This window comes from Rubripirellula obstinata (assembly GCF_001642955.1).
Classification (GTDB): Bacteria; Planctomycetota; Planctomycetia; order Pirellulales; family Pirellulaceae; genus Rubripirellula; species Rubripirellula obstinata.
The window spans coordinates 129,754-142,492 of record NZ_LWSK01000002.1 but is presented as its reverse complement, the minus strand read 5'-3'; the positions used below and the strand labels follow the sequence as shown (position 1 = coordinate 142,492).

11 protein-coding genes are annotated in these 12,739 nt (G+C 55.1%); 7 read left to right on the top strand and 4 right to left on the bottom strand.

Annotated elements, in window-relative coordinates; all coding sequences use genetic code 11:
* Window positions 1-135 precede the first annotated feature (135 nt).
* The 4 genes from RC85_RS01435 to RC85_RS01420 all read left to right on the top strand — a co-directional run bounded on the left by RC85_RS01435 (window position 136) and on the right by RC85_RS01420 (window position 6,234).
* Window positions 136-867 carry a tetratricopeptide repeat protein gene (locus tag RC85_RS01435; protein ID WP_235033322.1) on the top strand — a complete coding sequence of 244 codons (732 nt, stop codon included), beginning with the start codon at window positions 136-138 and terminating at the stop codon, window positions 865-867.
* A 178-nt stretch (window positions 868-1,045) separates the two neighbouring features.
* Complete coding sequence (locus tag RC85_RS01430) at window positions 1,046-2,653, top strand: glycine--tRNA ligase (RefSeq protein WP_068258091.1); 1,608 nt, start codon at window positions 1,046-1,048, stop codon at window positions 2,651-2,653.
* 144 nt (window positions 2,654-2,797) lie between these two features.
* Window positions 2,798-4,753 carry an ABC transporter ATP-binding protein gene (locus RC85_RS01425; protein ID WP_068258090.1) on the top strand — a complete coding sequence of 652 codons (1,956 nt, stop codon included), beginning with the start codon at window positions 2,798-2,800 and terminating at the stop codon, window positions 4,751-4,753.
* A gap of 191 nt (window positions 4,754-4,944) precedes the next feature.
* Window positions 4,945-6,234, top strand: coding sequence for a PQQ-like beta-propeller repeat protein (locus RC85_RS01420; protein WP_068258089.1), 1,290 nt, complete (start codon window positions 4,945-4,947; stop codon window positions 6,232-6,234).
* Between the two features lie 19 nt (window positions 6,235-6,253).
* Here the strand turns inward: RC85_RS01420 and RC85_RS01415 are convergent, their stop codons facing one another.
* Window positions 6,254-6,748, bottom strand: coding sequence for a hypothetical protein (locus RC85_RS01415; protein WP_068258088.1), 495 nt, complete (start codon window positions 6,746-6,748; stop codon window positions 6,254-6,256).
* Between RC85_RS01415 and RC85_RS01410 the strand changes: the two genes are divergently transcribed.
* Window positions 6,747-6,989, top strand: coding sequence for a hypothetical protein (locus RC85_RS01410; RefSeq protein WP_068258087.1), 243 nt, complete (start codon window positions 6,747-6,749; stop codon window positions 6,987-6,989). The two genes, RC85_RS01415 and RC85_RS01410, sit on opposite strands and share 2 nt — an antisense overlap.
* 8 nt (window positions 6,990-6,997) lie before the next feature.
* On the opposite strand, the gene RC85_RS01405 is transcribed toward RC85_RS01410, so the two are convergent.
* Window positions 6,998-8,038, bottom strand: coding sequence for a prenyltransferase/squalene oxidase repeat-containing protein (locus RC85_RS01405; protein WP_068258086.1), 1,041 nt, complete (start codon window positions 8,036-8,038; stop codon window positions 6,998-7,000).
* Between the two features lie 126 nt (window positions 8,039-8,164).
* Window positions 8,165-9,028 (bottom strand): bifunctional DNA-formamidopyrimidine glycosylase/DNA-(apurinic or apyrimidinic site) lyase, encoded by an 864-nt coding sequence (gene mutM, locus RC85_RS01400; RefSeq protein WP_068258124.1) that lies wholly within the window; start codon window positions 9,026-9,028, stop codon window positions 8,165-8,167.
* A 217-nt stretch (window positions 9,029-9,245) separates the two neighbouring features.
* On the opposite strand from mutM, the gene RC85_RS01395 reads away from it, so the two are divergent.
* Both RC85_RS01395 and hisN read left to right on the top strand, forming a co-directional pair.
* Window positions 9,246-9,842, top strand: coding sequence for a signal peptidase II (locus tag RC85_RS01395; protein ID WP_068258085.1), 597 nt, complete (start codon window positions 9,246-9,248; stop codon window positions 9,840-9,842).
* On the top strand, window positions 9,835-10,638 hold the full coding sequence (gene hisN, locus RC85_RS01390; RefSeq protein WP_068258084.1) for a histidinol-phosphatase: 804 nt from the start codon (window positions 9,835-9,837) through the stop codon (window positions 10,636-10,638). The genes RC85_RS01395 and hisN overlap by 8 nt, the downstream gene beginning before the upstream one ends.
* 48 nt (window positions 10,639-10,686) lie before the next feature.
* Here the strand turns inward: hisN and RC85_RS01385 are convergent, their stop codons facing one another.
* Window positions 10,687-12,699: a hypothetical protein gene (locus tag RC85_RS01385; protein ID WP_068258083.1), complete on the bottom strand. Its 2,013-nt coding sequence runs from the start codon at window positions 12,697-12,699 to the stop codon at window positions 10,687-10,689.
* Between the last annotated feature and the right edge of the window lie 40 nt (window positions 12,700-12,739).

Below are 12,739 nucleotides of genomic sequence, written 5' to 3'. Positions count from 1 at the left end.
ATTCGTTGCAATCGACCGGCCTTTGGTCAGCGTTTGGACGCCCGGCAAGCCTGGAAAGTTCCGGTATTGCGACGGCTGTGCCCTGATTGATACCGTCGGCTCGTCTAAATCAACGCGTACGCGGAAACCTCGCTCATGGCAAATCTGAAAGCTCAACTCACGATCTCGGCTGCAAGCCTGACGCTTTTGCTGTCGATGCCCGGCTGCCAATGGGCTGCTAGTGGACAAAACTCCACCGGCGCGAGGCTCTACGAACAGGGGCAGTATTCGGCGGCACTGCAGCGGTTCCAGAAGGTGATCGCATCGGATCCGACCAACGCGGACGGCTACTACAATTTGGCGGCGACGAATCATCGTCTGGGCAACCAACGCGGCGACAACCAGCAATTGACGCAGGCCGAGGCTTTGTACAACGAATGCTTGGACCACGACCCCAACCACGTCGAGTGCCATCGAGGGCTGGCGGTTTTGTTGGTGGACACCGGTCGTCCGGATCGAGCTTTCGCGTTGATGAAGAACTGGGCCGCCCAAAATCCAAACTTTGCCGAGCCGCGAATCGAGCTCGCTCGGTTGTACGAAGAGGTCAGCGACCCATCGACGGCGCTGAAGTATCTGGAAGATGCCGTCCAAAAAGATCCCAACAACAGCCGAGCTTGGTTGGCGTTGGGCCGACTTCGTGAACAGTCAGGCGACCTGAATCAGGCGCTGCAAAACTACCAGCGATCCTTGGCTTTGAACAACGGTCAGCCGATGGCGGTCGAGCGAGTGGCCGCACTGAGCCGACAAATCAGTGCCAATTTTGAGGCCACTTCTGCACGAAATGGCACCCAAATCGCCAGCCAAAGCGGCATGGTTCGGCAGTACTAGAAGAAGCTCTTAGCGATTAGCCGTTAGCGATTAGCTTTTCATTTGAGCGTGCTCGCTCGACCAGTTTGGTCCCATCGCTTATCTTTTGCGACTCAGCAAAACTGACTGTCACTGTCACCCTCCAAGCTAACAGCTAATCGCTAACAGCTAATCGCTAAAAGCTACCCCCATGAAATCGATGGACAAAATTGTGTCGCTGTGCAAGCGACGTGGCTTCCTGTTTCAATCCAGCGAAATCTATGGCGGGGTCCAAGGATTTTGGGACTACGGTCCGCTTGGCGTCGAACTGAAACGTAACTTGAAGGACGCTTGGTGGCACGACATGATCGCCGGCCACAACGAACTGATTCAACCTGCGACCGCGCCGACCACGTTCGAGATGGTTGGGTTGGATTGCACGATCATCATGCATCCACAAGTCTGGAAAAACAGCGGGCACTTCGATCTGTTTTGTGACCAAATGATCGATTGTCGCGAATCTAAAAAGCGGTATCGGTTCGATCAAGTTCGCGGTCGTTGGTGCGAAGCCAAAGACCAAAAAGTGTTTGTGACCACGCTGGCCGAACAAGAACAGGAAGCCGACGAAGTGCGTCGCCGGGCGATGAAGTTTTTCAAGTTCCGCCCCAAGGACGCAGATAAGCTAACCGTTAGCGACGAATCAATCACCCTGGACCAGTTGGACAACACGACCGATGTGTTGGGGCCGGACGCCAAGAAATTGGATTCGCTGACCGAGCCGCGTGAATTCAATTTGATGTTCAAAACCACTTTGGGTGCGTTGGGCGGCGAAGACGATGTGACGTTCCTGCGTCCCGAAACCGCGCAAGGCATCTTCGTCAACTTCAAAAATGTGGTTGACAGCAGCCGAGTGAAAATTCCGTTCGGCATCGGTCAAGTCGGCAAGAGTTTCCGCAACGAGATCACGCCGCGAAACTTTACCTTCCGATCGCGTGAATTCGAGCAAATGGAAATCGAGTTTTTCTGTCACCCGGATACATCGCAGGATTGGTATCGCTATTGGCGAGACCGTCGTCTGGCTTGGTACAAAAACCTGGGCTTGTCCGACGATTCGTTGATCATGCGAGAACATCACGCCGAGGAACTTGCTCATTACAGCGTCGGCACGGCGGACATCGAGTACGCATTCCCGTTCTTGCCCGAAGGCGAATATGGCGAACTCGAAGGCATCGCCCACCGAGGCGATTTTGACTTGCGATCGCACATGGAAGGCAAGCTGGATCCATCGACCAACCCGATGACGGTGGAACTCAATGAAAAGGGTAAACCAAAGTATCGTGGCAGCGGCAAAGACTTGTCCTACCGCGACGAACTGACCAACGAAAAGTTCACTCCGCATGTGATCGAGCCATCGGCCGGTGCCGACCGTGGTGTGTTGGCGTTTCTGTGTGAAGCGTACACCGAGGACGAAGCACCCGACGAAAATGGCAACATGCAAACTCGCACGGTCATGAAGTTGCACCCGAGACTCGCGCCGATCAAAGCGGCCATTTTTCCGCTGGTCAAAAAAGACGGCATGCCCGAAGTGGCGAAAGAGATCTACGGCACGTTGAAAGACAAGTTCAATGTCTTCTACGACGAAAAAGGTGCGGTCGGACGTCGCTACCGTCGCCAAGACGAAGCCGGCACACCGTACTGCATCACGGTCGATACGGACACGCTGAAGGACCAAACCGTGACCATCCGCGACCGCGACACGCTGGAACAAACCCGCGTGAAAATTGACGATTTGCTGGGTGATTTGGAAAGCCGAATCGGTTCGGCTTAGTGACGTAGGCCGGAACAAGCGCAGCGAAGTTCAGGCAATTGCATTGTACTACGTTGGGTTGCCGGAACTTCGCTGCGCTTGTTCCGGCCTACGACAAAGCCCCGCCCACTATCTCTGCTATCGACACCCGGCTAACAATAAAGCATGCCTAGTGATCCAAGTCGAAGCCGATTTACCGAGTACCGAGAAACCGTCCGCCAGCGGAATGCCAAGGGTGGCGATTCGAGGAATGCCAAAGGTGGCGACCCGAAAAATGGTCAATCTCCGCATGGTCGCGAGAAAAGCAATAAGAAGATCGGTGAACGCGATCGTGGGTTTTGGGAGCTGTTTCGGGCGTTCTGGAGCCTGACGGCTCCACATCGTGGACAAATTTTCGCGGCTCTGTTCTTTCTGACAATCGGCATCGCCCTACGGTTGGTGCCGCCGCTGGGCACCAAGTTGGCCATCGATTGTGCGCTGACCGATCCGCCAAAACCGCTGCCGGTCTGGCTGGAATCGCTGTCGTTGCCCGATTCGCGAATGGGGTTGCTGGTCGTGATCGCGGTGACCGTGATTGTCGTCACCGGGATTTCGACGATCGTCAACTTGGCGGGGCGGTGGAGTGCAACCAAGTCGGTCAATCAGACTCAGGTGTCGGTTCGCCGGCGAGTTTTTGAACATTCGATTCGACTGCCGCTGCACCAAGTCTACGGAATGAAAAGCGGTGGTGTCGCCAGTCTGATCCGTGAGGACGCTGGCGGTGTTGGCGAGCTGATTTTTAGCATGCTGTACAACCCGTGGCGGGCGATCGTGCAGTTCGTTGGCAGCTTGATCATTCTGATGCTGGTCGATTGGAAGTTGATGGTCGGCGGTTTGTTGTTGCTGCCGATCGTTTGGGTGACGCACCGAACTTGGATCAATCGAATTCGACCACTGTACCGCGACATTCGCAAACAGCGTCAACGGATTGATGCGGGGGCGACCGAAACGTTCGGCGGGATCCGTGTCGTGCGAACGTTTGGGCGAAGTCGAAATGAATCGTCGCGGTTTGTTCGCGAGGGTGATTTTCTGGTCCGCCAGCAATTGTTTACGTGGTGGTGGACTCGCATCATCGAAATGATTTGGGAGGTGATCATTCCACTCGCCTCGACCGGACTGCTGCTCTACGGCGGCTACCAGATTATTGAATCGCAACTAACGCTCGGTGACCTGATGATGTTCTTGGTCTACCTAACGATGCTGCTGGATCCTTTGGCAACGATGGCGGGCAGTGCCGTGACGTTTCAGAACAACCTGGCTGGTCTGGACCGCGTGCTTGATGTGTTGGAAGTCGAAGAGGAGTTGCCGTCGCGTAACGACCCAATTTCAATCGATCGATTCGATGTTCAAGGAGCGATGTCGATTCGCGATGTGTCGTTTGCTTATCCCGGCAGCGAGCAATCGGTTCTGTCGGATTTGTCGTTAGAAGTCAACGCGGGCGAAACGGTCGCGTTGGTTGGGCGTAGCGGGGCAGGGAAGACGACGCTGACGAATTTGATTTCGCGGTTTTATGATCCAAGTTCGGGCAGCATCACGTTGGATGGTCGTGACCTGCGAGACATCGAATTGGGCAGCTATCGCGGTCTGCTGGGGATGGTGGAACAGGATGTATTTTTGTTCGACGGAACGATTCGAGAAAACATCGGCTATTCGCGTCGGCATTGGACGGAGGCGGAGATGAAGGCCGCGGCCACCGCCGCTGCGGCTGATGAATTCATCGAGCGGATGCCTGACGGTTACGACACGCTAGTCGGTGAACGCGGCGTCAAACTTTCCGGGGGCCAACGTCAACGGTTGGCGATCGCCCGAGCCATCTTGGCGGACCCAAAGATTCTGATTCTGGATGAAGCAACCAGCAACTTGGACAGCGAAAGCGAGCGGTTGATCCAAAGCAGTTTGAAGGAACTCTTAACAAATCGAACGGCCTTTGTGATTGCCCACCGCCTCAGCACTATCACCGGAGCCGACAAGATCGTCGTGCTCGACGAGGGCAGGATCGTCGAAGTCGGCACGCACGAAGAATTACTGGCACGCGGCGGAAAGTATCGCGACATGGTGCATCTGCAAATGAGCGAACCCTAGTTCGTTTAACCGCGTGGGCATCGCCCCGCGCGTCCACGCGGAACGAACGCGCGGGGCGATGCCCACGCGGTTAAACTGTTTTGTAGCGGAATCATTTGCTAACGGCCTAGACAGCCAATGCGCCGTTTGTTTTGAATGTACATTGACGGCTTCCCGACTCATTACCTTTTCGTTCGACCTTTGTGGCTTCCATGAAACACTGTCTGGGTTGTTTTCTGTTGTTCTGCATTCTGTTCGCGTCCGCTGTCGTTGCCGAGGAAGGTGATTGGCCGCAGTGGCATGGGCCAGAGCGAGACGGGCATGCTGCTAAGCAAAATCTGCGGCAATCGTGGCCCAAGAAAGGGCCAAAGCTAAAGTGGACGTTCGACAAGGCCGAAGAAGGCTTTTCGACGATGGCGGTGGCCGATGGAAAGCTCTACACGATGGGTGCGGATGAAGACAATTGCTTTGTGATTTGCTTGAATTCAAAAGATGGGAAATTGATTTGGAAAACGCCCATCGCACGTGCCAGCAAACGACGTGACTACAACCAACAATGGGGCGAAGGGCCGCGGGGAACGCCGACGATCGATGGCGATGATGTTTACGCGATGACTGATTTGGGCGTCGTCGCTTCGCTGGATAAGGAATCAGGCGAAGTGTCGTGGTCGGTTGATTTGGTGGAAGTTTACGATAGCGAAATTCCGCGTTGGGGTTACAGTGAGTCGCCGCTAGTTGATGGCGATCGCGTCGTTGTTACACCTGGCGGTGAAAAGTTTATGGTCGCGCTGGATCGAGAATCTGGCGAAGAAGTTTGGCATAGCAAAGAGTTTTCGGAAGCGGCTCAGTACGTTTCGGCGGTCGTTGGCCAAGTGGGTGATTGCCGTTTTTATCTGACGGCGGCTCAGTCGGGATTGATCGCGTTTGACTGCGAAAGCGGTGACGTTGCGTTCTCCGATGACATGACTGGTAATGATGTCGCTGTCGTTTCGACACCGATTATCCACGACGATTTGGTTTACCACACCAGTGATTACGGTGCCGGAAACACGCTGTTGAAATTGACGCCAAAAGCGGACGGCGGAATCCGAGCCAAGCCGTTGTATCATTTAGCTGGTAAGACGATGCGGAATCACCACGGTGGAGTGGTCTTGGTCGACGGCGTGATCTACGGATTCACTAAAGTGGACGGCGGTGTTTGGATGGCGCAGGATCTGGAAACAGGCGAAACGCTGTGGCGAAATCGAGTTGGTCGTAACCGCAGCGGTTCGATCAGTTACGCCGATGGCCGACTGTATTGCTACAACGATACTGATGGAACGTGCTATTTGGTGGAACCCAGTCGTGAACAATGGGAACCGCGAGGCATGTTGACGTTGCCCCAGCAGACCAAGTTCGATCGCGATAAGGGAGCGATTTGGGCGACCCCAATCATCGCCGGTGGAACGCTGTTTTTACGTGATCAAGAATTGATCTTCGCGTTCGATGTTTCAAAGAAGTAGCGTTTGGATTCAAGCCAAATCAAGATTCGCGAAAGCGGACGTTGCTGGGGCGAAGATCCAGATAGTAGATTCCGATCGATTCCAAATCACTGACAGCCTCCAGCACGATCGGCCATTGGTCCGGTTCGAACAGTTCTTCACGTTCCCGGTAATAGTCGTCCATGACTTCGTCCGAAAAATCAGGTCGCCGGTCCAGATGAGCTTTGCCGAAATCGATCAGGTACGGTGGGGAAACGATATTCATCTCAACGATCATCAGCTCGTCGTCGTGGTTGACGAATCTGGGAATCGTAAAGTCACCGACTGAAATCCAATCGAGATCCATCAGCCGAAAATAACAATCTCGTTCGGTAAAGTAATTTCTTTCTCGGTAAAAGGACTTCACCGCCGTATCCCGACTGCTACGATACACAGAACCATCTTGTCCGAATCCCAATAGGTTTTCTTCCAACGAGATTCGATTCGATGCCGCGTATTCATTTGCTTTCTCTAACAAATCATTGCTGTCATCCATGATTCAGAAATCTCCTGAGCGATATTCCACAACGGTTGAAATGCAACTGATAGTTGATGGTAACAGCTTTGACGTAGCCCAGGTGGGTAATGGCAAAGCGGTTCTGCGTAATCCTGAAGAGATGCAGCCTTCGGAGGCCGTTTTGGTGATTACGATTGACGGGCAAGAAGAACACAGAGCGGTTCGTTTGCCGAACGGAATTTCAAAATCGCAGCCGGAAGTGGCTTACAAGGCGGTTTAAGAGGATTCTTACCGCTGATAGATCGGTAAGTAACCGCGATCCATTTGCAGCATGATCAGATTGCAAGCTGTCACATACACCGGATGGATTTGACCTTCCCATAAACCGTCGGGGCGTTGTTCGCTGACGATGCGATCGTAGATCCGATCTCGGAATGGTTTCCAAAGTTCATCACCTTGGCGATAGACGACTTGGCTGTAATACAGGTAGGTGTAATGCCAATGTCCAAAGGCTCGCGTGCCGTCGCTGATGTCGTGCAACGCATCCTTGGTGTACGTCAGCATCTCCGGGACATGCTCGCTGTCGTAATCGCCCGCGTTGTAGAGAGCCGCCAGTGCTGCCGCCGTGATCGCTGGCCGACTGCTGCCTTTTTGCCGACTGCTGTAACTGATTCCTCCATCAGGATTCTTGCAGCCGTAGATGTATTCCTTTGCCGAATCGATCACCTTGCCGCTGACCGGGATGCCGGCGTTGCGACAACCACGTAGACCTTGGACTTGAGTGATCGTCGTGGAGCCTTCGTCGAAGTCATTTCCTTCCTTCGCCGAAACGTATCCCCATCCGCCTGCAGCGGTTTGAGCGTTGCCGCTGAACTGGACGGCCTTGGTCAACACGTCGACCAATTCTTCGCGACGATCCAACAATCCTTCTTCGCCCAAAATCTGGGACAAAAACAGCATCGAAAAACCGTGACCGTAGGTGTAGCGTGAATCGGTTTGCGGGTCGCCGATCAAGCCGTTATCGCGCGACTTGCTGATCAAGTAATCCGACGCCCGCGCCAGAGCTTTCGCGTACGGGCCTTGGGTGGTCGTGCTGCCCGATGAAATCAGAGCGGTGCCAGCAAGGGCGGCCATCGCGGTTGGATAGACTTGCGTGTTCCAATGGCCGCGTGAGGACTGAGTGCGACCGAGCCAGTTGAGTCCTTTCTCGACTGCGTCGTTCCAGCGAGCCTTGCGGTCGTTGTCAGCCAGGGCCGATGACGAAGTCACTCCAGCAGCGGTTACTGCGGCAGCGGTTTTTAGCCATGTACGTCGATCGAGAGGATTCATGAACGTGAACTTAAAATGAATGATTATTCGTTTAGCCGCGTGGGCATCGCCCCGCGCGTCCGGGGCCGCGCAACTCGCGGGGCGATGCCCGCGCGGTTTAACGGTTGGATCGCACCGTCTATTGTATCAACCGTTGGCAAGTGATTTGTGTTGACCACGTTTCTGCTGACAAACGGGACAAAAGAATGTGCTTCGCTGGGATTGAACAATTCGGCTGATCGCTGCCAAGCCACATCGACTGCAAGTCGAATCGGCTCGATCGTACACGCGGTGATAGTTCTGGTAGCTGCCTTCACCGTTGATCGCATTGCGATAAGTGCCATCGGATAACGTGCTGCCCTCGTGCCGGATCGCTTCCAGCAACACTTCGCTGGTGCAGGCTTGAATTCGTTTCCATTGCGGGCCGGTCAGTTGGTCACAGCGCGTGCGTGGATCGATTCCGGCTAGGAACAGAATTTCGGCAGCGTACAAATTTCCAATGCCAGCAACGGCGGACTGGTCTAGCAGGGCAACCTTGATCGCTCGACGGCTTTTGCCCAATTTATCGCGTAGCTGATCGGCAGTGATGGACAGCGCGTCGACGCCTAGTTTGGCATCGACCACGGTCGCAATTTCGCTTTTCTTCAACAGCCGAACGGTGCCTAATCCACGTCGATCCCAGAACAACAATTGATGAGCCAATCCGTCAGACAGATTGAGTCGCAATCGCAGATGGTCGGTCGTTGGCGGATCGGACAACAGCACCAAACCAGTCATGCGTGGTTCCATCACGATCGTTTGTTCGTCTTCCAAAACAACCATCACTCGCTTGCCACGGCGGATCACGTCGGCAATACGTTGGTCACGAACACGGCGGTCGAAGGCGTCAATTCGCGGGGTAAACACAATCGGACGACGAGGGCAGGGCGGTCGCTCGGCGCTGCGGATCCGGCAACCGATGATCGGCAGCACACCGCGACGCATCGTTTCGACTTCGGGTAGTTCAGGCATTAGGTGATTGTTGGAACGATTTGGGTTTCGGGCAAGGTCGCGAAAGAAATGGCCCACGGATGGCTTTCGCAGACCCACGGATATTGCGCCCTGAACTACCCACAATATCCGTGGGGCTGCGAAAGCCATCCGTGGGCCAACTCATTTCCCAGCAGTCGATCTTCCAGCCAACGGACTGCACCGGTTAGATTACCGCTGAAAGCTCGTACTTCATAAAATGGACAATCAGTTGACTTCCTACCCACGCTCGCGAATCGTTCTGTTTTTGGTGCTGGCTATTCTGGGCGCGGCGGCTGATTTGTGGACCAAGGCTGTTATCTTTTCCGAGCGAGGTTTGCCGGGAATGAGTCCGCCTTATTGGTTGATCGACGAGATCTTTGGGATCCAAACGGCGGTCAACATTGGTGCGGTCTTTGGATTGGGGGCAGGGAAGGGGACTTTTTTTGCGATCTTTTCAATCGTTGCCGGGATTGGAATCGTCGTTTGGTTGTTCAAGTTTGGTGCCGCGGCGTCGCTTTGGTTGACGTGGGCACTGGGAATGATTTCGGGCGGAATTCTGGGCAACCTGTACGATCGCCTTGGAATGTGGTGGCAAGCCGGGTATCCGGTTGAGTGGAAAAGTGGCGTCCGTGACTGGATCTTGTTTCGCATCGAAGGGTTCCCGATGTTGGACCCCTGGCCTAACTTCAACATTGCCGATTCATTATTAGTCGTCGGCGCAGGCATGCTGATGATCCAATCGTTTTGGCTCGCCAAGGAACCTGAACCGGCGACCGATTCCTACTCGAATAACAACAAAGACAACGATGGCTGATCCAACGACTTGGAACACGATGCACGACCAGCGATGTGCAGCGATGATCGACATCGCGATGGCGGCTGGCAAACATACGCTGAAGTACTACCGGCATCCCGACCTAGAGTATGACGCCAAGAAAGACGACTCGCCCGTCACGATCGCTGACCGCGAAGCCGAACAATTGGTCCGCGACCTGATTGCAAAACAGTTTCCAAACGACACCGTGCAAGGCGAAGAGTTTGCTGAAGCGAAAGGTACCAGTGACTACCGCTGGATCGTTGATCCGATCGACGGAACCAAGTCGTTCATTTGCGGCGTTCCGTTGTACTCAACCTTGCTGGCGGTCGAATACCAAGGCGAACCACTGGGTGGAGTGATCTTTATTCCAGCGCTCGATGAAATCATTGTCGCCGTTGTCGGTCAAGGAAGTTGGACGAAAACGACAGGAACGGCTTGGCAGCCCGCCAGCGTCTCATCAAGGTCCGACATCAGCGAGGCGGTTTTTGTCACCAGCGAAGTCGATTCGTTCGACGACCGCGATGCTGCCGAAGCATACAAGCGTTTAGAAAAATCGGTTCGGATCACAAGGTCGTGGGGCGACGGTTACGGTTACTTGTTAGTCGCCACCGGACGCGCTGAAATGATGATTGACCCGATTTGCAATGCCTGGGACGTTGCCGCGATCGCTCCGATCGTTACCGAAGCTGGCGGGAAGTTCACCGATTGGAAAGGCGTCGAAACGACGCGAGGCGGTGATGGCGTCGGCACCAACGGAGTGCTGCACGATCAGGTGCTTGAGCTGTTGGCTTAGACCGTTTTGTTCGCGTGCCGTATTTCGCTCCACTCAATACGGCCTACTTCAATTACCCGACAGTGTCTGGAACCCTCGGATTCTTGCTCGCGGAGCCAAGCCCTGGGCGTCGATGGGTTTGTCCAGCGTGTAGGTGCCGATGTTGCCGGCTTTGTCCATCGCGTCGAGTCGCAAGTAGAACGCACGAGGCAGACCGGGATCGGCGGGCCAAACGTAGTCGCCGTCGTTGCGGAGTCCGCCTGCGATCGTGGTCCACGGTCCGTCCGCATTTTCGCTGAACGCCAACGTGATGGGACGCTCTTTCAAGTTGGCATCGATGCAGTCATATCGAATGACCAACGCACCGATGCGGTCGCCCTCGCCGTAACGGGCTCCGCTGATGCGAACTTCCGGTGCCTGTTTATCGACGACGACCACCATGTCGGGCAGGTCGCCGGCGAGCGGACGTGCGCTGGCCAGACCGCTGCGGCCGACGACGACGATGCGGTAGCTGAACACGCCTTCTTCGCGAGTTTCAATGTCGAAGGGACTTTGACGATCAGGGTCACGTCCCCACAGCTTCCAGGTCGCGCCTTCATCGACGCTGCCGTACAGTTCGATCGCTTCGACACCGCGTGCGTCAACGGCTTCGAGCACGTAGTCCAAGCTGAATCGTTCGCTGTCGCTGTAGCGAACCGGTACACGCGAAATCGCTGGCGTACTTGGCCGACGGACGATGGTGCGTTTGGGCTGGGACCCAGAGACTATTTCTTTTTTGAGGCCTGATTCTTTTTCGGGGGCCTGGCTTTTTTTAGACAAAGGCCGAAAGGCATCCTTCAATGTTCGCGGACGATACTTGTCCAGGTCCGCTGTCGGGTCGATCGATGGCGTCGGTGCTGGCAGGGTTTCCGGAGTAGTGTTGCCAGCGCTGGGTTTGGTTTTCGGTGCAGGTTTCTCTGGGCCGTTTAGTCCGAAGTTACTGATCTGGTCCGGCGTCGCGGGCGGTGGCAGGATGTTTTCCGGCGGGCGTGATGTTGCAACTTGTTCACCCGATGTTGCAAATTGACGTCGGTACGTCGGCGAGGGACGCGACCACGGGGCAAGCGTCGAATCGGCGTAGCGAGGCCCGGGCTGTGCCGTTGCGATCCGAGGTCGGCGGACCAATTGGTTCGCCACACCACGGTTGCCCGCCTTGTCGGTTGCCACCAATTGAACTGACAACTGATCCCAATCGCCGAGCGGTTGGAATTGAATTCGATTTCCGCTGGCGATTCGGCTAGCGTCCAGCGTCTTCCAATCTTTCATTTGGTCGGTGACGTATTGCAGCACGATGTCGTCGATCGGTGTGGCGTCGTCGATGTCGGCCAACACCTGGACTCTGCCGTCGCCGTCGCTTTCGGCGGAAAGCTGAATCGTGGGCACAGTCGTATCGACGAAGATTTTCCGTTGCGGTTGAATCTCATCGGTCGCCGGTCTTTGCCTGGCCGATGGATCAGACGCGTTGGTTGTCCAGGTCGCAAACCAGAATTCGCCGTCCGAATCAGCGGTGTATTCAAACTGCTGGGCACTGGAATTGCCTGATCGTTTTACTTCGATCCAATTCCATTGTGTCTCTGATCCAGTTTGGCTTTTTGATCCAGCCAGTGCCGCGAAAAGATGAACTTCGACCGGACCGGCAGCACTGGAATCGATCGTGAACGGGATCGAGAAAGACCTGGACCCTAGAATGAAACTGTCAGGGCTAGGCTTAGCAGCCTGGGATTTTCGAGCTGGCATCCTCGCCGCGACCGCTCTAGCCGAGGGCCCCGACGCCACACCGGGTGGCGTGATTCGTGAGCTGGCGGTTTGGAATTGGAAGTTTGCCGGCAACCGATCGCTTGCGCTGACAATTCCTATATCCTCACTCGTTGGCTGAACAGAAGCCTGAGCAGTTGTCTGAAAACCCGGCTGCACGACGCGTTTTCCGGCGTTTTGGTCGGGCTCGATCACCTCGACAGCACCCGCTTTGTCGATCAGCATAGGATTCAGTGTCACCGCGACGGCGATGACGACGACCAAGAACGTTTTGTATGTCGGCAACATCGTGATAGCGAACCCGACTTTAAAAGCGACGAACAGAACT